Here is a 21,370-nt window from a genome sequence, read left to right as displayed (position 1 = left end):
TCGTTCAGGCGTCGAGCTCGGCCAGGTACTGCAGGAGGAGCCGCGCACCGAAGCCGGTCGCGCCCTCGGTGACCTCGTGCTGGTCCGCGGTGGCGCGTCCGGTGCCGGCGATGTCGAGGTGCGCCCAGGTGCGCGTGCCGACGAACCGCTGCAGGAAGAGCGCCGCCGTGATGGACCCCGCACCGATGTGCTTGTCCGCGGTGACGTGCCGCAGGTCGGCGATGTCGGAGTGCACGGCCTCGGCGTACTCCTCGACGAGCGGCATGGGCCAGACCCGCTCCCCGGTGACCTCACCGGCGGCAACGAGCGCGTCGACCAGCGCCGGGTCGGTGCCGTAGAGACCCGCATGCTGCCGGCCGAGCCCGAGGGTGATCGCCCCGGTGAGGGTGGCGACGTCGACCAGCACGTCGGGTGCCAGCTCGGCGTCCGCGTAGGCGAGGGCGTCGGCCAGCACGATCCTGCCCTCGGCGTCGGTGTTGGCGATCTCCACCGTGGTCCCGCCGTAGACCCGTAGCACGTCGCCCGGCCGGTAGGAGGCGCCGCCGAAGTGGTTCTCAGCGAGCGGCAGCACGGCCGTCACCCGGTGGGCGACACCCGCCTCGGCCGCGGCGAGGACGGTGGCCAGCGCGACCGCAGCACCGGCCATGTCCGTCTTCATCGGGACCATGGCCTCGCGCGGCTTGATGGACAGCCCGCCCGTGTCGTACGTGATGCCCTTGCCGACGACGACCACGTGCCGCGGCGACGCTGCTGCCGAGGTCGCTGCCGACGTCTCGGGAGGCGTGTAGCCGACGACGACGAGACGCGGGGTCGATGCCGAGCCGGCGCCGACCGCCAGGATGCCGCCGAACCCCTGGGCGGCCAGCTCACGCGGGCCGAGGACCTGGACGTCGAGCCCGGCCTTCGTCGCGAGCCGGCGGGCGCGCTCGGCGATCCACGCCGGGTCCTTGGTGCTGGACGGGGTGTTCGCCAGGTCACGGACCAGCCAGGTCGCGTTCGATGCCGTGGTGGCCGCGCGCACGGCGGCCGAGGCCTCGTCGCCGGACCGGTCGAGGAGCACGAGCTCTCCGGCCCGACCCGTGGACGCACCGGCGCCCGTGGCCGCCGTCGGGATGCGGTACGAGGCGAGCAGGTAGCCCTCGACCACCGCGCGCAGGTCGCGGGTGACAGCCGGCTCGCCGTGCCCGGCGCGTGCGCCGAGCGTGGTGGCGACCCGCAGGCCGCGCGTCGCCCGAGCCAGGGCCGCCCCGGCCCGTCGCAGGGCCGTCGTCGAGCCGTCGCCGACACCGACGAGGACCAGGCGCAACGGGAGTCCCGTCCACGGCAGGACGTCACCGACCTTCGACCCCACGGGCCGAGGCAGCTGGAGCACGTAGGCCTCACCGGCGGCGCCGGTCAGGCCTGCGCGCTCGGCGACGTCCGCCAGGTCGATGCCGTAGCGCGCCGCGGCGTCGGCCGTGCCCTGCCCCGGACGGAGCGTGTCGTCACCGTCCGCGGGCGCGACAGGGACCGCGAGCGCGTCGAGCGACCCGTCGAGCAACCGCGACGACGACGCGACGTCCCCGCCGTCGAGCGAGACCGTCGCGCGTACCGGGACCGTGGGTGTGGTGCCTCGAGCCATGCTGAGGGGCGTCAGCCGGCGACGGACGTGAGGGCCTCGCCCAGCTCGGCGGCCTCGGTCGCGTTGAGCTCGACCACCAGCCGCCCACCACCCTCGAGCGGGACGCGCATCACGATGCCACGACCCTCCTTGGTGACCTCGAGCGGGCCGTCACCGGTCCTCGGCTTCATCGCGGCCATGCGGGCCTCTCCTTCGCGTCGTGCGTCCCGACCGGGCCCCGCCACGACGCGCGCTGCGCACCCGTCGACGGCCCCACGCGCCGGTTGTCCGTCGCCCATCCTAGTTCACTGTGGCGACGCTCACCCCGACGTCCGTGCAGGTGGGTCGCCGGTGGATCGACCGCGCCGGCGTGTCACGGTGGCCATCCGCTCGGCGGTGTCAGCCGCCACGTGTTCCAGATCCACACCGCCTGCAGGCCCAGCATGAGGATCACGACCGCCACGTACCAGGCGCGTCGGGCGAGCCGTGGGCGCGTGACCACACCGGCCGTGACCGCTGCGAGCGGGAAGGCGAGCAGCAGGAACCGCGCGATGCTGCTGCCCGGCTCGACGACCGCGGCGATGTACAGCAGGTACGCGGCCGCCCACGCGTGCAGCTCCGGGCCCAGCCGCCAGGCCGCCGGCACCACGAGCGTGGCGATCACCAGCGCGAACGCTGCCGCGAGCACCCACGGCGCCTGGTCGCCGAACCAGAACCTCGAGACGTACCCCCACGCGCCGAACGGCGCGATCTCGCGCACGCCGCGCCACGCGCCCTGCGTCAGCAGGTACCCGTCGGCCTCACCGGTCACCCAGCCGCACAGCAGGGGCCACGCGACGCCCGAGACCCCCGCGGCCGCGCCGACACCGACGAGCCAGGCCCACGTCCTGGCCCCCAGCCGTTCGCCGGAACGCCGCGCGGACCACCAGCGCACGACCCCGTGCACCACGATCACGGCAGCCATCGGCAGCGCGACCGCCCGGGTGAACCCGAGCGCGATGAGCACGACGGCCAGCCAGCCGTACCGTCGCTCCACGAGCAGCAGGAGCGCCCCCGCGACGAGCAGGAGCGCGAGCGCCTCCGTGTAGGCGAGCTGCAGGACGACCGCCGTCGGGAACACGCTGACCAGGCCGACCGTGGCCAGCGGGAGCCCGGGCCGGGCCGCGACCGCCCGTGGTGCGCCACGCTCGACGAGCCGGTGGATGACCACGACCGCGCCCGCGCCCAGGACGGTCGCCAGCAGCGGGGCCACGACCTCCCACGGGGCGCGCGTGAGCACCATGAGCCCGCGCGCCAGCATCGGGAAGAGCGGGAAGAAGGCCCAGGCGTTCTGCTGGACGAGTCCATCCGCGCCGCGCGGGAGCTCGGCGGGATAGCCCTGCTCGGCGATCGTCCGGTACCAGCCCGCGTCCCACATCAGGCCCGTGAACTGCAGGTACGACGGGTGCGCGGGCGTCCAGTAGTTCTCCACCTGGGACTGTGCCGTCACCACGAGCACGACCGCGCTGACCAGCCGGGCCGCCACGAACACCGCGAGCGCCTGCACCCACCACGGCCAGGTGCGCGGGTCCCACCGCCCGCGGACGAGCACTCGTCGCCCCGCGGGGCGGACCGGTGCCGTCAGGTCGTCCTGCGTCGTGCCGTTCATGCGTGCAGCCCGCCCCGTCTCAGACCAGGCCCCGCACGGCGCGTGCCGGAGCACGGTCGCCTCGCAGGACGGCCACCATGTCGAGCACCCTCCGGGTCGCCCGCACGTCGTGCGTGCGGAAGACCCGCGCCCCCAGCCACGCAGCCACGGCGGTCGCGGCCAGGGTGCCCTCGAGCCGCTCGTCGACCGGAACGTCGAGCGACTCCCCCACGAAGTCCTTGCGGGACAGCGCCATGAGCACCGGGAAGCCCAGGGCGACCAGCGCCGGCGCACGCCGCACCAGGTGCAGGGAGTGCCACGTGGTCTTGCCGAAGTCGTGGGTCGGGTCGACGAGCACGCCGGCCGGGTCGATGCCGAGGTCGACCGCGCGCCGCGCCCCCGCCAGGACGGTGGCCACGACATCGTCGACGACACCGTCCAGCGCGTCGTCCGGGCGGCCGGCCACCGGCGTGCGCGGATAGGTCACCCGCAGTGGGTCGGTGCGAGGCAGCGCCCCGCCCGTGTGCGAGCAGACGATGCCGAGCCCGCGCGCGGCCGCCACCTCGACCAGCTCCGGGTCATGACCCGCCCAGGTGTCGTTGATCAGGTCGACCCCCGCGTCGGCCGCGGCCCGGGCCACGGGCGCACGCCACGTATCGACGCTGACCAGCAGGTCGGGGTGTCGCGACCGGACCCGCGCGATCAGCGGGACCACGCGCGCGATCTCCTCCTCGACCGTGACGGCCGGACCGCGACCCGCCCGCACACCTCCGAGGTCCACCAGGTCGGCGCCCTCGTCCGCGGCCCGGGCCACCGCCGCGCCCGCCTCGGCGTCGTCGTACCGGGCGGCCGCGTAGAACGAGTCGGGCGTGCGGTTGACCACGGCCATCACCACCGGGTGGTCCGCACCGAACGTGCGACCCCGCAGCCTCAGGTCCGCCCCGCGGGCCGGGACTCCGGGCAGCCCGGTGCCCTCGGCCACCGTCAGAGGTCCTCGTCGGTCTGCAACGAGAGCGTGTTCTCCTCCGCCGCGTGCAGCTCGCGCACGCGCTGCACGACGATCCGCACGGCCTCCTCGGCGGTGTCGACCACGGGCAGCAGGTCGAGGTCCTTCGCCGCGATCATGCCGCGGTCGACGACGGCGCCGCGGATCCAGTCGATGAGCCCGCGCCAGTAGTCGCTGCCCACCAGGACGATCGGGAAGCGGGTGACCTTCTGCGTCTGCACGAGCGTGAGGGCCTCGAACAGCTCGTCGAACGTGCCGAACCCGCCCGGCATGACGACGAAGCCCTCGGAGTACTTCACGAACATCGTCTTGCGGGCGAAGAAGTACCGGAAGTTGACGCCCAGGTCGACCCAGTCGTTGACGCCCTGCTCGAACGGCAGCTCGATGCCCAGCCCGACGGACAGGCCGCCCGCCTCGCTCGCCCCCCGGTTGGCGGCCTCCATGATGCCCGGACCGCCGCCCGTGATGACCGCGAACCCGGCCTTCACGAGGCGGCCCGCGATCTCCGAGGCCAGCGCGTAGTCCGGGTGCTCGGGCGCCACCCGCGCGGAGCCGAAGACCGACACCGCCGGGCCGACCTCGGCGAGCGCACCGAAGCCCTCGACGAACTCGCTCTGGATGCGCATGACGCGCCACGGGTCGTCGTGCAGCCACGACGCGTCGTCTCCGCGCAGCAGGAGCCGCTGGTCCGAGGTGGTGGCCGGGATCTGCTCACGTCGCAGCAGCACCGGGCCTCGGCGGTAGCCGCGTCCGGGTGCCGGCTGGCCTTCGTCGCTCATGCGCCGACTCTAGGTGGTCCTCGTGCTGCTCAGGCTGTGAGCCAGGCCCGGAGGGCGGCGTGGCTCGCGCTGATCTGGTGCACGGGGCAGCGCTCGTCGGCCTTGTGCGCGAGCGTCGGGTCGCCGGGGCCGAAGTTCACCGCGGGCGTGCCGAGCGAGGAGAAGCGGGCGACGTCCGTCCAGCCGAGCTTGGCGCTGGGCCTGCCCCCCGTCGCGGAGAGCACCGCGGCGGCGAAGTCCTGCGCGAGCGGGGCGTCGAGCCCCGGCCGGGCACCGGCGGCGGCGTCGGTGACGACCACCTCGAACCCGTCGAGCACCGTGCGCACGTGGGCGAGAGCCTCCTCGACGGACTTGTCCGGAGCGAAGCGGTAGTTGACCGTCACGACGCACGAGTCCGGGATGACGTTGGTGGCCGTCCCGCCCGAGATGAGCACGGCGTTGAGGCCCTCGCGGTACACCAGGCCGTCGACCTCGACGTCGGCGGGCACGTACGCCTCGAGCCGGCGCAGCACCTCGCCTGCCGCGTGCACCGCGTTGCGACCCGTCCAGGCACGCGCGGAGTGCGCCGCGACGCCCGTGAGCCGCACCTCGACGCGCAGCGTGCCGTTGCACCCGCCCTCGAGCCCGGCCGCGGTCGGCTCGCAGAGCACCGCGAAGTCCGCCGCGAGCCAGTCCGGGTGGTTCCGCGCGATCCGGCCCAGGCCGTTGAGGGCTGCCTCGACCTCCTCGTGGTCGTAGAACACCCACGTGACGTCGCGCGACGGCTCGACGAGCTCGGCCGCGAGCGCCAGCTGCACCGCGACGCCGGCCTTCATGTCGACCGTCCCGCGGCCCCACAGCTCGGCGTGCTCCCCCTCGCCGACGAGCCGGGTCGGCAGGTTGTCCGAGACGGGCACGGTGTCCAGGTGCCCGGCGACGACCACCCGTGAGCTGCGCCCGGCATGCGTCCGGGCGACCAGCGCGTCACCGTCCCGCAGCACCTCCAGGTGCGGGTACCCGCGCAGCGCCACCTCGACCGCGTCGGCCAGCGCCGTCTCCTGCCCGCTGACCGACGGCAGGTCGCACAGCGCGCGCGTGAGGGTCACCAGGTCGGTCGTGAGGTCCAGGGGCTGGGTGCGGGTCACCCGACCGACCCTAGCGGCGCCCGCCCGCCCCCGGACGCCGACCCGTCGGGCCCGGGTCCCGGACGGTCCCCGGCGGCCGGCCCGCCCTGACCTAGGCTGGCCGGCATGAGCGCACGGTGGGCATGGGCGGACGGCCTCGCGACGGTGACGACCGCGGACGCCGGCACGGGCGCGAGCGACGGGACGACGCTCGACGTCTGGTACCCCGCCCCGGCGCTCGGTGCGCCGCCCGCCGACGAGCCGACCCCGGCCGCGCTCCTGGCTGCCGCGGGCGTCGACGAGGCGCGCGGCGTACGCGTCGAGGTCGTGCGCACGGTCGTCGACCTGGACGCACCGCCGGCGGGCACCGCGGACGCCTACCTGCGCCTGCACCTGCTGTCCCACCGGCTCGTCGCGCCGCACGGCCAGAACCTCGACGGCATCTTCGCCGCCCTGCCGAACGTCGTGTGGACCGACCGCGGACCCTGCGCGGTCGACGGCTTCGAGACGACACGTGCCCGGCTGCGCGCCGCGACCGGTGTGCCGGTGACCGTCCTGGCCGTCGACAAGTTCCCGCGCATGGTCGACTACGTCGTCCCGAGCGGCGTGCGCATCGCCGACGCCGACCGGGTCCGGCTGGGTGCGCACCTGGCGCCCGGGACGACCGTCATGCACGAGGGCTTCGTCAACTTCAACGCCGGCACGCTCGGCACCTCGATGGTCGAGGGCAGGATCTCGGCCGGCGTGGTCGTGGGCGACGGGTCGGACATCGGCGGCGGCGCCTCGATCATGGGCACGCTGTCAGGAGGCGGTCGCGAGGTCGTCTCGATCGGTCGGCGCAGCCTGCTCGGCGCGAACTCCGGGCTGGGCATCCCGCTGGGCGACGACTGCGTCGTCGAGGCCGGGCTGTACGTGACCGCCGGCACGAAGGTGTCGCTCGTCGGCTTCACCGTCGACGACGCCCCGACCGACGCGACCGGCACGCAGGTGGTCAAGGCGCGGGTGCTCGCCGGTGCCAACGGGGTGCTGTTCCGGCGCAACTCGTTGACCGGGGGCGTCGAGGCGGTCGCGCGCACAGGTGCGGGCGTGCAGCTCAACGCCGCGCTGCACGCCAACTGAGCTCGTCGCCCGACGCCTGATGGCCCGCCCTCGTCGCCGCAGCGCCGGCAGCCGACTCGCACGTGCGGTCGGCGGTCTCATGGGCACGCTCGCCGTGGCGGCGCTCGCGGTCGCCGGGGTGGTCGTCGTGCTCGACCGGACCGCCGCCGAGGAGCCTGTCGTGGCCCGCTGCGTGGCGACGGTGGACGGCTCCGCGTGGGCGCTCGAGCCGGAGCAGGCCGACAACGCCGCGATGATCGCGGCCGTCGGGCTGCGGCGCGGGCTGCCCGCGCGTGCCGTGACCATCGCGCTGGCGACGGCGTTGCAGGAGTCGAAGCTCATCAACATCGACTACGGCGACCGGGACTCCCTCGGGCTGTTCCAGCAGCGCCCGTCGCAGGGCTGGGGCACGGCCGAGCAGATCATGGACCCGGTGTACGCCACCGGGAAGTTCTACGACGGCCTGGTGGCCGTCGCGGGCTACGAGCAGATGGAGATCACGGACGCCGCCCAGGCCGTGCAGCGCTCCGGGTACCCGGAGGCCTACGCCGGGCACGAGTCGCGGGCGCGCACCTTCGCCTCGGCCCTCACCGGCTGGTCGCCCGCAGCGCTCACGTGCACGTTCGGCGAGGCCGGGGCGCCGGTCGGCACCGACACGGTCGTCGCACGGCTCGTCCGCGACCTCGGCGACCTGCCGACGGACGCCACCGCCGCGACCGCAGACGCACCGGCGAGCCTCGTGGTGCACGTCGACCCGCTCGGGGCCGAGCAAGACCGGCTGGCGTGGGCCGTCGGCCACTGGGCGGTGTCGCTCGCCGGACCGCTGGGCCTGGACACGGTGACCGTCGGCGACCAGGTCTGGGTGCGCGACGCGACCACCTGGACGACGACCGAGGAACCCGCCGCGGCCGGGACGGTGCGGATCACCCTCGCGGGCTGACGTCCGCCGCGGGGCCGACTCCGACGGGCGGCTCAGCGCGCCGTGCGCTCCACCCAGCCGCGCTCGACCTCGCCCGTGTAGATCTGGCGCGGCCGGCCGATCTTGGTCTGCGGGTCGGTGATCATCTCGCGCCACTGCGCGATCCAGCCCGGCATGCGTCCGAGCGCGAACAACGGGGTGAACATCGACGGGCTGAAGCCCATCGCCTTGTAGATCAGCCCGGTGTAGAAGTCGACGTTCGGGTAGAGCTTGCGCGAGACGAAGTAGTCGTCCGAGAGTGCGATCTCCTCCAGGCGCATCGCGATGTCCAGCAGCTCGTCGTTCTGCCCGAGCGCCTCGAGCACGGCGTGCGCGCTCTTCTTCACGATCGCGGCGCGGGGGTCGTAGTTCTTGTAGACGCGGTGCCCGAAGCCCATGAGCCGGACGCCGGCCTCCTTGGCCTTGACCCGGCGCATGAAGTCGGTCGCGTCGCCGCCGTTGGCCTTGATCTCGTCGAGCATCGTCAGCACGGCCTCGTTCGCCCCGCCGTGCAGCGGCCCCGAGAGCGCGTTGATGCCCGCGGCGACGGAGGCGTACAGGTTGGCGTGCGAGGAGCCGACGATGCGGACCGTGGACGTCGAGCAGTTCTGCTCGTGGTCGGCGTGCAGGATCAGGAGCTGGTCGAGCGCGCGCACCACGACGGGGTCCGGCTCGTACTGCTGGTACGGCACCGCGAACGTCATGCGCAGGAAGTCCTCGACGTACCCGCGCGAGTAGTCCGGGTAGAGCAGGGGCTCGCCCTTCGACGTGCGGTGCACGTAGGACGTGATCGTGCGCGTCTTGGCGAGGATGAGCACGGTGGCCAGCTCGACGGTCTCGGGGTCGAACAGGTCGAGCGACTCGGGGTAGAACGTCGACAGCGCGTTGATCGCCGAGGACATCACGGCCATCGGGTGCGCGTTGCGCGGGAACGTGCCCATGAACGTGCGGAAGTCCTCGTGCACCAGCGTGTGCCGGTTGACCCGCTCCTCGAAGGCGCTGAGCTCCGCGACGGTCGGCAGCTGGCCGTGGATCAGCAGGTAGGCGACCTCGAGGAACCGGGCGTGCTCGGCGAGCTGGTCGATCGGGTACCCGCGGTAGCGCAGGATGCCTGCGTCGCCGTCGATGTAGGTGATCTTCGACTCGCAGGACGCGGTGTTCATGAACCCCGGGTCGACCGTGACCAGGCCGGTGTCGCGCAGCAGCGTCGAGACCACGATGCCGTCGTTGCCCTCGGTGGCGGTGACCACGGGAAGGTCACGCGACTGCCCGTCGACGATGAGCTGGACAGGAGCGGTGACGGCCTCCGACATGGGTTTCCTTCCTCGGACGCCGCCGGACCGGGTCTCCCCGTGCCACCGTGCGCCGCTGCTCATGGCCCGTGCTCATGACCCCGAGGGGGGCGCCATTCCTGCGACCCCCGTTGGCCTGACCTGACGGTACCTGCGCCTAGCGTGCCTTGACCAATGCCTGACAGGACCAGCGTCCCGGTGTGATCAGCGTCACAAGTTGGGCAACAACCGGTCGACGACCGGTCCGTACCCTTCGCTCTCCGGGTGCGCTCCCGGTGCGGATCACGCGCCGGACAGACGTGCCGCAGCCTCCCCCACCCGCTCGTCGCTCGCCGTGAGCGCGACCCTGACATGACCCGCCGCGGCCGCACCGTAGAACGACCCCGGCGCGACCAGGATGCCCAGGCCGGCCAGGTCCGCGACCGTCTCCCAGCAGTCCTGGTACCCACCCTCGGGCCGCACCCACAGGTACAGCCCTGCGTGCGACCCGTCGACCGCGAAGCCCGCACCCTCGAACGCCGACCGCAGGAGCCTGCGGCGACGACCGTACCGTGCCCGCTGCTCGCCGACGTGCTCGTCATCGCCCAGCGCGACCGTCATGGCGGCCTGCACCGGACCGGGCACGATCATGCCCGCATGCTTGCGGGTCTCGAGCAGCCGCGACACCAGAGCCGGGTCACCCGCCACGAAAGCAGCCCGGTAGCCGGCCAGGTTCGAGCGCTTGGACAGCGAGTAGACCGCCAGCAACCCGGTCAGGTCACCGCCCGTGACGCGCGGGTCGAGCACGCTCGGCACGCCCTCGCGCACCCACGGCTCGTCCCAGGGCAGCTCGGCGTAGCACTCGTCCCCCACGACCACGACCGGCCGCCCGTCGCGACGCGCCGCCGCGCGCGCGGCGTCCACGATCGCAGCCAGCCGATCGGCACCGAGCACCCGACCATCCGGGTTGCCCGGAGAGTTCAGCCACACGAGCCGCACGTCGCCGCTCCCGTCCGCCAGCCGCGCCTCGACGTCGTCGCACGGCTCGGGGGTCGCCCCGGCCAGGCGCGCACCCACGTCGTACGTCGGGTACGCGGTGGCCGGGTGCAGCACGACGTCACCGGCACCCAGACCGAGGAGCGAGGGCAGCAGCGCCACGAGCTCCTTCGAGCCGACCGTCGGGAGCACCGCCGCCGGGTCCAGGCCCGGCACCCCGCGACTGCGGGCGAACCACGCGACCACGGCCTGACGCAGCGCCGGTGTGCCGTGCGTCGTCGGGTACCCGGGCGAGTCCGCCGCGGCCGCGAGCGCCTCGCGCACGAGCACCGGGGTCGGGTCCACCGGGGTGCCCACGGACAGGTCGACAATGCCACCCGGGTGGGCACGGGCCCGCTGCGCGAACGGCACGAGCGTGTCCCACGGGAAGTCCGGCAACGAGCCGGTCGACAGCCCCATCCGCCGGTGTCAGTCGCCGTGCACGCGCAGCGGCAGCGTGGCGATCACCGGGTGGTCCTTGTCGATCTGACCCATCTTGGCCGCACCGCCGGGCGAGCCGAGGTCGTCGAAGAACTCGACGTTCGCCTTGTAGTACTCGCTCCACTGCTCGGGGACGTCGTCCTCGTAGTAGATGGCCTCGACCGGGCAGACCGGCTCGCAGGCACCGCAGTCGACGCACTCGTCCGGGTGGATGTACAGCGACCGCTTGCCCTCGTAGATGCAGTCCACGGGACATTCCTCGATGCACGCCTTGTCCTTGACGTCCACGCAGGGCTCGGCGATCACATACGTCACGGTGCGTCCTCCACTGGCCGAATGGTCTCGGCCGTCGGCCGCGGCAGCGGCATCGGTCGTGAGGTCGCGCGGGCTGGGTCGCCCGCACGGGTGCTCCTAGTATCCCTCAGGTGAACGCACCGTCGACGGCCCGTCCGCCGCACGAGCCGTGGCGCGCCTGGGCGCCCGGCGTCCGGGTCGTGGTCCGACGCCTTCGCCGCGACGACGACGGCACCCTGCTGGACGCCCCGGGCGAGCCCCGCTACACCGACGTGCTCGGCGACCTGCTCGTCGTCGACGAGACCGGCGTGCTCGTGCGCACCCGGCACGGCGACGTGCACGTCGCCGGCGCCGACATCGCCCTGGGCAAGATCGTGCCGCCCGCGCCGGTACGTCGTCCCCGCCCTCGCCCCGAGGACAGGGACGACGACGAGGACGACGCCTGAACAGGACGGCTCGCGCCGACCCGCCCCGTCACGGGGTCGTCGGCGCCGCCCCGCAGATGACCTTGTTCTGCGGCTTGTACCGCCAGGTGTTCGACTCGGTCGCCTTGAGCTCCTCGCCCAGGTACGTCCGGCGCGTCACCGTGACCGTGAAGCCGGGGTTCCCGGCCGAGGACGGCTCGCACGTCGGCGACTGCGAGTACACCGTCGTCGGTGCGACCACCCCTGAGCGAGCGCTCGTCTCGGACTCCACCCGCCAGTACTTCGTGCCCCAGATGCGCACGTAGACCCGGCCGTCCGCGACCCAGGCCTGCACCAGGGCGCCGTACGGGGTGTTGTTCTTCCACTGCATGTCGAGCGTGCCCGTGAAGAGCGTCGCCTCACGCCCCTCCGGGTACCGCGTGAACCACTCGCTGTGCGGCTGGTGCTCGATGTCCTCGAAGCCGGCCAGGTACGCCGCGTTGTACGTGGTCGTCGAGACCTGCGACAGGCCACCCCCCCAGGCGTCGACGTGCTCGCCGCTCACGATCGCGCCGGCCTGCACGAAGCCGTGCTCGGCGTCGATCGGTCCGAGCGCCTCGGTCAGGCTGAACGTCTCGTCCGGGCGGATGAGCTTGCCGGAGATCTTGCTCGCCCCGTTGGTGATGTTCACCGTGCGCCGCGGCTCGCTGTTCAGCGGCGTGGAGAACTCCGAGACGATCTCGGTGATGCCCAGCGCCTCGAGCTCGGCCGTGGACTCCGCCGGGTCGCTCTCGACGAGCTCGACCGCCGCGGTCCGCACGCTCGCGTGCACCGCCTCGGCGACCGAGGCCGCCACCGCCTCCGGGTCGAGCGTCGTGCCCGGCGTACCGGGCACGATCACGGGCGCGTCGTTCTGGAACTCGAAGTGGGCGTCCGCCGACGCCGTCAGCAGGTCCGGCAGCTGGTCGAGGACGTCCGCGACCAGCGCCTCGCCGTCCATCGTCAGGACCAGCTCGCCGTCCTGCGGCGCGTACGAGGCCGCCGAGGCCAGGGCCTGCGGCGTCAGCGTCGCCAGGCGGTCGGCCACCGTGACACCCACCGGGGCGGACGTGACGTCGCGGGCAGCCGTCAGCGCCCGGTCCGTGACCTCCTGGGTCACCGAGGGCTCCACGACGAGGGTCGGCAGCACCAGGGGCCGCTCACCGACCAGCCACCCGTCACGCAGGGCCTGCGCAGCCCCCGTCAGGTCGACCTCCCAGCCGTCCACGGCGTCGGTCGCGTGCGGGGCACCGTCGGCGAACACGATCGCACCGTCGACCGGTGCCAGCGACAACGACGTGGTCAACGACGTGAGCGCGGAGGTGAGCGCGTCCTCGTCCACCTCGGTGACGGGCGTCTGGGCGTCCACGCCCACCAGGTGCTGCCAGAGGGCCTGCGGTCGCGCCAGGTCCACGCCCGTCAGCTCGTCGACCGTCGCCTCAGGGTCGAGCACGAGGCCGGCGACGGTCGGATCGATCTCCGCCTGCACGTCGTTGGCCACGACGTCCACCGGCTGGGTCGTCAGGTCGCCGAGCTCGTCCTGCAGCCGGGTCACGGCTGCGTCCGCGCTGAGCCCGCCGATGTCGACCCCGGCAACCGTCGCGCCGCGCGGCACGCGGTCCGCCAGTGCGTACGAGGCGCCGACGTAGGCCGCACCGAGCACGACGACGACACCCAGCGTGACGAGCAGACGACGGGGCCATCGCCGGACGGTCTGCTGCTCCTCGAAGACGTCGAGCGGTGAGCCTGCGTCCGCCGCGGGTGCGTCGGCACCCGCGGGCGGCACGGTCGCGACCGGGTCCGAGGCGGCAGGGGCCGGGGCGGCCGGGACAGGGGTCAGGACCTCCGTGGTCGCGGGGCCGACCTCCTGGGCGACCTCGGGGGCGATCGCGGGCACGTCAGCCACGACCGGCGCCGGCAGCTCCGCAGCGACGGACGCGGGGCCGACGGCGAGGGGTGTGACGGACTCGGTCGGCTGCCCGACCGGGTCTTCCTGACCTGCCGGGCCCCCCGTCGGAGCGGGGCGCGCGACACCGGCCAGGTCCAGGGCCTGCTGGACTCGCAGGGCCGCGGCGAGCTGCACCCAGGAGGCGGCGTCGGCCTCGGGCTCCGCCGCCTGCGGGCTCACGTCCGATGCGGCCTTCACCTCGCCGTCCTCGGCCGGGGCATCGGCGGCCGCGTCGGCGTCGGCGTCGGCGTCGGCGTCGGCCGGAGCCTCGTCGGGGACGTCGACGGCGGACGGTGCGGCGTCGGCCGCTGCGGCGGCTGCAGCGTCGGCTGCATCGACCGCGGGTGTCTCCGGTGCCGCGGCGGCGCTCGAAGCCGCCTGAGCAGGCTCGACAACGGGCTTGGAAGCTCCAGCAGCGGGCCCCACGGGCTCGCCGGGGGCGTCACGCGTCACCTCGGCTTCCGCGACCGGCTCGACTTCGGCGGCGGGCTCGTCGGCAACCGCCGCCTCGTCGACGACGGGTTCGGGAGAGTCCGGGCCTGCTTCCGCGACATCCACCCCGTCGGGTGACGACACGGGCGGAGCTGCCGGGATCGTCGCGTCGGCGTCCGCGACGGCGCGCGTCGGCGCGGCGCCGGCGTCGACGACCGACTCGTCCTCCTGGTCGGCGTCCGGCTCAGCAGTGTCCGACTCGGGAGCGTCCGGCTCAGCAGTGTCCGACTCGGGAGCGTCCGGCTCAGCCGCGTCCGGCTCAATCGTCTCCGGCTCGGCGGTGTCCGACTCAGTGGTGTCCGGCTCCGACTCCTCGGGCTCCGCCTGGTCGTGCGGACCCGGCTCTGCGGACGCACGTTCGATGTCGTCGGCCCGCGGGGCGTCCGACGAGGGCGCGAGGACGCCGTCCGCTCCGGTCGCGTCGTCCGCGTCCCCCGGCTCGAACGGCTCGGGCTCCTCCTGCGGGTGAACCGTCGGGGCACCTCCGTCGACGACCGTCGCCGCCCCCGAGCTCTCCGAGGCGGTCGACCGCTGCGGCGGCTTCCCGGCGCTCGGGTCGACCTCGTCGTGCTCGTCCGGTCCGGTGCCGTCCGTCATCGTCTCCCCTGCGGATCGTCGGCGTGCTGGCGCTCAGTCGTGCGCGCCGTGATTCTACGTGCCGACACCGGCTCTTCCCTGTGACCTGCTGCCCCGGATGTGCTCCGTGCACAGGGCGGCCGCGCGGCCGCGGGAGGTCATCGGACGGGGTGCACCCGGCCGCGCAGGTGGACCAGCCCACCGGCTCCCGCAGGGCCCTGCTCGGCAGCGAGCACCCTGCCGACGACGACGTCGTGGTCACCCGCCCGGTGCACGGCCTCGGTGCGGCAGTCGAACCACGCCGAGGCGTCGTCCACCCAGGCCGCACCCGACACGGGCGCCGGCCGGTGCGCGACTCGTGCCAGCTGGTCCACGGTGGGCCGGCCGGGCGAGGCCAACCAGTCGGCCACCGGTCCGCCCGCGTCGGACAGCACGCTGACCGCCCACAGGTCCACGTCGTCGAGAGCCTCCCGGAAGCGGGAGTCGACGTGCACGCAGAACAGGAGCAGCGGCGGGTCGAGGGAGACCGAGGCGACCGCGCTGGCCGTCATCGCGTGCACGTGCCCTCGCCACCGGACCGTCACCACGGCGATCCCGGCCGGGAGGCGGCCGACCGCCTGCCGGAACGCCTCCGGGTCGACCGCGGCCGGCTCGGTCATGGTCGGGGGTCGACCGGTTCGGCGGCGTCGTCCTGGACGGGATCGGCGCGCCGGGCAGACCGAGGGGGCAGCGGTGCGTCGTCGAAGGCGCGGCGGGGCACGAGCGCGACCGCCCCGACGGCTGCCGCGGCGCCCAGGATCCAGACCCACCCGTGCGAGTCGCCCGCCGGGACGAGCACGTCGCCGCCGGGCCCGCGCTGCGCGAGCACCTGCACCGCGAGGAAGAGGCCACCGGCGAACCCGACGACGGGGACGACCCCGCCCCAGGCACGCACGGTGACACCCGCGACGAGCACGAGCGCGAGGCACAGCACCACGCCCCAGGGCCAGGAGGCCCGGTGCATGACCGAGCCGACGGTGCCGACGGCGAGCCCGAGGACGAAGGCTCCGGCGGCCTTGCCGAGCGTGCCGGCAGACAGGGGGTTCACGCGGTCAGGCTACCGGCCGGACGCCCACCGGCCAGGTCACGCCCAAGGTCGCCGAGCCGAGGGACGACTCGGGTGCCGGCCGGCCGTGCGCGAGGCCGCACCGGTAGCCCTCGACGGGCAGCAGCGGGGCGAGCACGTCGTTGCTCAGGGCGTAGAGGCCCACCAGCGCGTCGACCTCGTCGACCGCGTGCACGGCCTGCACCTGGGTCGCATGCGCGCGCAGCGCCCCCAGGACCTGCGGGAGGACCGGGGCCACGTCGACCAGGAGGTCGACCCAGTCGGGCGGCACCGCGACCGACGGCAGCGGCCCGTCAGGATCCGGCCGTTCCAAGGTGCGTTCGCCTACGTCCAGCACCGCGGCGACCTCGGGGCCGGCCAGCGCGCCGTAGGCCGCCCGCAGCAGCATCTCGTCGTGCGCCGCCCACAGGACGACGGGGACGACGTGCGGCGGGTTGTCACTGTCGGGCTCGGCCGCCGCGAGGGCGACCGCGCGGACGGTGACCTCGTGCGCACGCACGTGGTCCGGGTGACCGTAGCCGCCGTCCCGCTCGTACGTCACGACGACCTCGGGCCGCCTCGAGCGCAGCACGCGAGCGAGCCGGTGCGCGACATCCCCCGGGTGCGCCGCCACGAACGCCCGCGGAGGCACGTGCGCCGCGGTGCCCGCCCTGCCGGTACCGACCCAGGCCATGCCCGAGTCCTCGAAGCGGGCGGGCACCGCAGAGGCGCCCGCCCCGTCCGGGACCGTGTCGAGGAAGACGTGGTCGTCGACCCCCAGGGCCCGCAGCGCGGCGGCCAGCTCACCCTCGCGATGGGCGGCCAGGGCCGCCCCGTCGCCCTCGAGGTGAGCCAGCGCGCTCCCGATGACCTCCCCGCGCTCACCGCGCGTGCAGGTCACCACCGTGACGGGGCGACCGGCTGCTGCCCATGTGGCGAGCAGCGCGCCGGTCGCGAGCGTCTCGTCGTCCGGGTGCGCGTGCACGGCGAGCAGCCCGCCCGCCGGCGGCACCGAGGTCGACGGGGCCACGACCGGCGTCCGTCAGGCGCGCTTGGTCCGGGCCGTGATGCGCGCGCGCTCGGTCTGGTCGAGCACGACCTTGCGGATGCGCACGATCTCCGGCGTGACCTCGACGCACTCGTCCTCGCGGGCGAACTCGAGCGACTCCTCGAGCGTCAGGTGGCGCGGCGGCACCAGGTTCTCGAAGTTGTCCGCCGTGGAGGAGCGCATGTTGGTGAGCTTCTTCTCCTTGGTGATGTTGACGTCCATGTCCTCGTTGCGGGAGTTCTCGCCCACGATCATGCCCTCGTACACCTCCTGCGTCGGGTCGACGAAGAAGGAGCCGCGCTCCTGCAGGTTGATCATCGCGAACGGCGTCACCACGCCGGAGCGGTCCGCGACCAGCGAACCGTTGACGCGGGTCTCGATCGCGCCGGCCCACGGCTCGTAGCCCTCGGCGATCGACGAGGCGATGCCCGTGCCGCGCGTGTCGGTGAGGAACCGCGTACGGAAGCCGATCAGGCCGCGGGCCGGCACCAGGAACTCCATGCGGACCCAGCCGGTGCCGTGGTTCGACATGGTCTCCATGCGGCCCTTGCGCTGCGCGAGCAGCTGCGTGACGGCGCCCAGGTACTCCTCGGGCACGTCGATCGTCATGCGCTCGACGGGCTCGTGCACGTGGCCGTCGACCTTCTTCGTGACGACCTGCGGCTTGCCGACGGTCAGCTCGAAGCCCTCGCGGCGCATCTGCTCGACGAGGATCGCCAGCGCGAGCTCACCACGGCCCTGGACCTCCCAGGCGTCGGGGCGCTCGGTCGGCACGACGCGCAGCGAGACGTTGCCGACGAGCTCCTTGTCGAGACGGTCCTTGACCTGACGGGCGGTGACCTTGTGGCCCTTGCCGCCCTTGCCGGCGAGCGGCGAGGTGTTGATGCCGATGGTCATCGAGATCGCCGGGTCGTCGACCGTGATGAGCGGCAGCGGCCGCGGGTCGTCGGGGTCGGTGAGCGTCTCGCCGATCGTGATGTTCTCGATGCCCGCGACGGCGACGATGTCACCGGGACCGGCCTCGTCCGTGGGGACGCGCTCGAGGGCCTTCGTCTCCAGCAGCTCGGTGATCCGCACGTTCTGCATCGTGCCGTCGTGCCGGGCCCATGCGACCGTCTGCCCCTTGCGCAGCGTGCCGTTGAAGATGCGCAGCAGCGCGAGACGTCCGAGGAACGGCGAGGCGTCCAGGTTCGTCACGTGCGCCTGCAGCGGCGCCTCGGGGTCGAACGTCGGGGCGGGGATCTTCTCGAGGATGGTCTTGAACAGCGGCTCGAGGTCCGGGCTGTCCGGCAGACCGCCGTCGGCCGGCTGCTCGAGCGAGGCACGCCCGACCTTGGCTGCGGCGTACACGACCGGCACGTCGAGGATCGCGTCGAGGTCCAGGTCCGGGACGTCCTCGTGCAGGTCCGAGGCCAGACCCAGCAGCAGGTCAGTCGCCTCGTGCACGACCTCGCTGATGCGCGCGTCGGGACGGTCGACCTTGTTGACCACGAGGATCACCGGCAGCTTCGCGGCCAGGGCCTTGCGCAGCACGAACCGGGTCTGCGGCAGGGGGCCCTCGGAGGCGTCGACGAGCAGCACGACGCCGTCGACCATCGACAGGCCTCGCTCGACCTCGCCGCCGAAGTCGGCGTGGCCCGGGGTGTCGATCACGTTGATGGTGATGCCGTCAGGCTGACCGACCTCGGCAGCCGCGGGGCCGGAGTACCGGACCGCGGTGTTCTTGGCGAGGATCGTGATGCCCTTCTCCCGCTCCAGGTCGCCGGAGTCCATCGCGCGCTCGTCGACGTGCGCGTGCTCGCCGAAGGCACCCGACTGCCAGAGCATGGCGTCGACGAGGGTCGTCTTGCCGTGGTCGACGTGGGCGACGATCGCGACGTTGCGCAGATCGGAACGCACCGAGGTGCCGGCAGCGGGCACGGACATAGGAAGGCTCATCTCGACGAGGGTGGGGGGCGCGCCGTCATCGGGCGCCGGTCGATCTTACCCGCACCCCTCGGCGGACGCCTGTGACGGCTTCGTCACACCGGAGGCCGGGTCCATGGACCCGGCCTCCGGTGGTACCTCAGATGGTGCGCGTCACGCGCGACCGCGAGCTCAGAGCGTCGCCTCGGCGGCGGCGAGCTCGAGGAGCCGGTCGCGCTCCTCACGACGGATCTTCTGCTCGGCCGGGTTCGGCACCGGCACGGCGGCCAGCAGGCGACGGGTGTAGTCGTCCTGCGGCTCGCGAAGGATGCGCTCACGCGGGCCGACCTCGACGAGCTTGCCCTTGTGCATGACCGCGATCCGGCTGGAGAGGATCTCCACCACCGCGAGGTCGTGGCTGATGAACAGGCAGGCGAAGCCGTACTCGCGCTGCAGCTCCTGGAACAGCTCGAGCACCCTGGCCTGCACCGACACGTCCAGGGCGGAGGTCGGCTCGTCGGCGATGAGCAGCTTGGGGCTCAGCGCGAGCGCCCGCGCGATGCCGACACGCTGACGCTGGCCGCCCGAGAGCTCGTGCGGGTAGCGGTTGCGCATGGAGCGCGACAGGTGCACGCGGTCGAGGAGCTCCTCGACCCGGCGGTTGAGCTCGGCGCCCTTGACCACCTTGTGCAGCTTGAGCGGCTCACCGATCGACTCACCGATGGGCAGACGCGGGTTGAGCGACGATCCCGGGTCCTGGAAGACGATCGACACGTCCTGGCGCACCGCGCGCAGCGTCTTGGGCTTCACGCCCGCGAGCTCGACGCCGTTGACCGACAGCGAGCCACCGGCCACGGGCAGCAGGCCGACCGCCGCACGTCCGACCGTCGTCTTGCCCGAGCCCGACTCGCCGACGAGGCCGACGACCTCGCCGCGCGCGATCGTCAGGTCCACGCCGTCGATGGCCCGGAACGCGGGGATGCGTCCACGCGAGGGGTACTCGATGACCAGGTCCTTGGCCGACAGCGCGAAGTCGGTCTCCACAGGCTTGGGCAGCGGAGCGGAGACGGGCACGGCGCTCGTCGAGGAGGTCTGGCCGGCGTGCGCCGTCGCGTCGTCCCCGGACACCGAACCGAGGTGCGGCACGGCGTCGAGCAGCTGGATCGTGTACGGGTGCGTCGGCCGGTTGAAGATCTGGTCGGCGGTCCCCCGCTCGACGATCCGGCCGTTCTTCATCACCAGGACGCGGTCGGCCAGGTCGGCGACGACGCCCATGTCGTGGGTGATGAGGATGATTCCCGAGTTGATGCGGGTGCGCAGGTCGCGCATGAGCTTGAGGATCTCGGCCTGCACGGTCACGTCGAGCGCTGTGGTCGGCTCGTCGGCGATCAGCAGCTTGGGGTCGCAGGCCAGGGCCTGCGCGATCATCGCGCGCTGGCGCTGACCGCCCGAGAGCTGGTGCGGGTACTTGTCGACCGCGGTCTCCGGTTCGGGCAGGTCGACCATCGTGAGCAGCTCGATCGCCCGGGCACGCGCAGCCTTGGGCCCGATGTCGAAGTGCACGCGCAGCGTCTCGATGATCTGGAAGCCGACCGTGTACACGGGGTTCAGGGCCGTCATCGGCTCCTGGAAGATCACCGAGACGTCCTTGCCGCGCACCGAGCTGAGCTGCTTGTGCGTGAGCCCGATGAGCTCACGTCCACCCAGCTTGGCCGAGCCGGTCGCGCGACCGTTCGGGGGCAGCAGGCCGATGAGCGACATCGACGACTGCGTCTTGCCCGAGCCGGACTCGCCGACGATGGCGAGGACCTCGCCGGGGCGCACGTCGTAGTCGACGTCGATGGCGGCGGGGTACCACTCACCGTCGACGAAGAACTCCACGCCCAGCTCGCGCACCGCGAGGATGGGCTCCGCTGTCCCGGGGTCCGCCGGGTTCGGTGCGAGGGTGTCAGTGCTCACGGTCGAGCAGTTCCTTCCTGCGGGGGCTCAGCGGCGCCTGGTGGCGCCGGCCCGTCGATGGCGGTCGATGACCGTCTGGGACGATGTCCGCATGGTGACGGACGTCGAGGTGTTCAGGCCCGGTTTCGGCCGGGTCCTGGTGGTCGTGGTGGTTCTGCTGTGCGTGGGCGGTGCCGTGACCGGACTGCTCGACGACGCGACGACCGTCTGGCCCTACCTGCCGCTGCTCGCCCTGCTGTCCGTGCTCGCGTGGGCCGCCTACTGGCGACCCGCCGTGGTCGTGAGCCCCGCGGGCGTCGAGCTGCGCAACGTGACGCGCACCGTCGAGATCCCGTGGACGGCGCTGAACGCCGTCGAGACCCATTTCGCCCTGACGCTGCACACCGCGTACGGCAGCTACGCGTCGTGGGCGGCACCGGCCCCGAGCCAGTCCCGGGTGCGTCGCGCCGACCGCACGGACGTCTCCGACCTGCCCGAGAGCACCTACGGCTCCGGTGGGTCGGTCCGCCCGGGTGACCTGGCCGGAACCGATTCCGGCCAGGCCGCCGCACTGGTGCGCAGCCGCTGGGAGCAACTGCGGGACACCGGGGTGCTGAACGCTCCCCGGCTCGAGCGCGAGCAGCCCGTCGTGCACTGGCACGTCGGCACGCTGGCCGTCGTGGTCGCACTCGGGGCGCTGAGCGTGCTCACGCTCGCGCTCTGA

General features: G+C 73.4%; 19 protein-coding genes. 4 read left to right on the top strand and 15 right to left on the bottom strand.

Annotation, left to right across the window (positions count from 1 at the left end):
* Positions 1-4: 4 nt before the first annotated feature.
* The 6 genes from BKA22_RS12755 to dapE form a co-directional block, all read right to left on the bottom strand.
* Positions 5-1,621, bottom strand: coding sequence for a leucyl aminopeptidase family protein (locus BKA22_RS12755; RefSeq protein WP_146953838.1), 1,617 nt, complete (start codon positions 1,619-1,621; stop codon positions 5-7).
* Positions 1,622-1,632: 11 nt separating this feature from the next.
* Positions 1,633-1,800: a DUF3117 domain-containing protein gene (locus tag BKA22_RS12750; protein WP_013884554.1), complete on the bottom strand. Its 168-nt coding sequence runs from the start codon at positions 1,798-1,800 to the stop codon at positions 1,633-1,635.
* Positions 1,801-1,973: 173 nt separating this feature from the next.
* Complete coding sequence (locus tag BKA22_RS12745; protein WP_223203658.1) at positions 1,974-3,248, bottom strand: putative hexosyltransferase; 1,275 nt, start codon at positions 3,246-3,248, stop codon at positions 1,974-1,976.
* Positions 3,249-3,267: 19 nt separating this feature from the next.
* On the bottom strand, positions 3,268-4,209 hold the full coding sequence (gene folP, locus BKA22_RS12740; protein WP_179561773.1) for a dihydropteroate synthase: 942 nt from the start codon (positions 4,207-4,209) through the stop codon (positions 3,268-3,270).
* Positions 4,210-4,211: 2 nt separating this feature from the next.
* A complete protein-coding gene (locus BKA22_RS12735; RefSeq protein WP_146953839.1) occupies positions 4,212-5,012 on the bottom strand; it encodes an LOG family protein in 801 nt (266 codons plus the stop codon).
* Positions 5,013-5,041: 29 nt separating this feature from the next.
* Entirely contained in the window at positions 5,042-6,136 is a 1,095-nt protein-coding gene (gene dapE, locus BKA22_RS12730; protein ID WP_146953840.1) for a succinyl-diaminopimelate desuccinylase, read from the bottom strand.
* Positions 6,137-6,241: 105 nt separating this feature from the next.
* Here dapE and dapD point away from each other — a divergent pair, with 105 nt between their 5' ends.
* Together dapD and BKA22_RS12720 are read left to right on the top strand one after the other, a co-directional pair.
* Entirely contained in the window at positions 6,242-7,234 is a 993-nt protein-coding gene (dapD, locus tag BKA22_RS12725) for a 2,3,4,5-tetrahydropyridine-2,6-dicarboxylate N-succinyltransferase (RefSeq protein WP_146953841.1), read from the top strand.
* A gap of 19 nt (positions 7,235-7,253) precedes the next feature.
* The gene (locus tag BKA22_RS12720; RefSeq protein ID WP_218866651.1) at positions 7,254-8,153 is read left to right on the top strand and encodes a hypothetical protein; all 900 of its coding nucleotides are present in this window, start codon (positions 7,254-7,256) and stop codon (positions 8,151-8,153) included.
* A 32-nt stretch (positions 8,154-8,185) separates the two neighbouring features.
* Here BKA22_RS12720 and BKA22_RS12715 read toward each other — a convergent pair whose 3' ends face one another.
* The 3 genes from BKA22_RS12715 to fdxA form a co-directional block, all read right to left on the bottom strand.
* On the bottom strand, positions 8,186-9,484 hold the full coding sequence (locus BKA22_RS12715) for a citrate synthase (protein WP_146953843.1): 1,299 nt from the start codon (positions 9,482-9,484) through the stop codon (positions 8,186-8,188).
* A 261-nt stretch (positions 9,485-9,745) separates the two neighbouring features.
* Positions 9,746-10,897, bottom strand: coding sequence for a succinyldiaminopimelate transaminase (gene dapC / locus BKA22_RS12710; RefSeq protein ID WP_146953844.1), 1,152 nt, complete (start codon positions 10,895-10,897; stop codon positions 9,746-9,748).
* 9 nt (positions 10,898-10,906) lie between these two features.
* Positions 10,907-11,233: a ferredoxin gene (gene fdxA / locus BKA22_RS12705; protein ID WP_146953845.1), complete on the bottom strand. Its 327-nt coding sequence runs from the start codon at positions 11,231-11,233 to the stop codon at positions 10,907-10,909.
* A 110-nt stretch (positions 11,234-11,343) separates the two neighbouring features.
* Here fdxA and BKA22_RS12700 point away from each other — a divergent pair, with 110 nt between their 5' ends.
* Positions 11,344-11,658, top strand: a complete 315-nt coding sequence (locus BKA22_RS12700) for a hypothetical protein (RefSeq protein WP_146953846.1) — start codon at positions 11,344-11,346, stop codon at positions 11,656-11,658.
* Between the two features lie 28 nt (positions 11,659-11,686).
* On the opposite strand, the gene BKA22_RS12695 is transcribed toward BKA22_RS12700, so the two are convergent.
* The 6 genes from BKA22_RS12695 to BKA22_RS12670 form a co-directional block, all read right to left on the bottom strand.
* Positions 11,687-14,692, bottom strand: coding sequence for a VanW family protein (locus BKA22_RS12695; protein WP_146953847.1), 3,006 nt, complete (start codon positions 14,690-14,692; stop codon positions 11,687-11,689).
* A gap of 137 nt (positions 14,693-14,829) precedes the next feature.
* On the bottom strand, positions 14,830-15,330 hold the full coding sequence (locus tag BKA22_RS12690; protein WP_146953848.1) for a flavin reductase family protein: 501 nt from the start codon (positions 15,328-15,330) through the stop codon (positions 14,830-14,832).
* Entirely contained in the window at positions 15,327-15,758 is a 432-nt protein-coding gene (locus BKA22_RS12685; RefSeq protein WP_146953849.1) for a hypothetical protein, read from the bottom strand. The genes BKA22_RS12690 and BKA22_RS12685 overlap by 4 nt, the downstream gene beginning before the upstream one ends.
* Before the next feature lie 4 nt (positions 15,759-15,762).
* Positions 15,763-16,785, bottom strand: coding sequence for a PIG-L family deacetylase (locus tag BKA22_RS12680; protein ID WP_223203659.1), 1,023 nt, complete (start codon positions 16,783-16,785; stop codon positions 15,763-15,765).
* Between the two features lie 12 nt (positions 16,786-16,797).
* Positions 16,798-18,741, bottom strand: a complete 1,944-nt coding sequence (gene typA / locus BKA22_RS12675; protein WP_146953850.1) for a translational GTPase TypA — start codon at positions 18,739-18,741, stop codon at positions 16,798-16,800.
* A gap of 159 nt (positions 18,742-18,900) precedes the next feature.
* A complete protein-coding gene (locus BKA22_RS12670; protein WP_146953851.1) occupies positions 18,901-20,667 on the bottom strand; it encodes an ABC transporter ATP-binding protein in 1,767 nt (588 codons plus the stop codon).
* A 91-nt stretch (positions 20,668-20,758) separates the two neighbouring features.
* Between BKA22_RS12670 and BKA22_RS12665 the strand changes: the two genes are divergently transcribed.
* Complete coding sequence (locus BKA22_RS12665; RefSeq protein ID WP_146953852.1) at positions 20,759-21,370, top strand: PH domain-containing protein; 612 nt, start codon at positions 20,759-20,761, stop codon at positions 21,368-21,370.

The organism is Cellulomonas soli (assembly GCF_013409305.1).
Taxonomy (GTDB): domain Bacteria; phylum Actinomycetota; class Actinomycetes; order Actinomycetales; family Cellulomonadaceae; genus Cellulomonas; species Cellulomonas soli.
The sequence above is the reverse complement of the archived record's forward strand: the minus strand, read 5'-3'. Positions and strand labels throughout refer to the sequence as shown.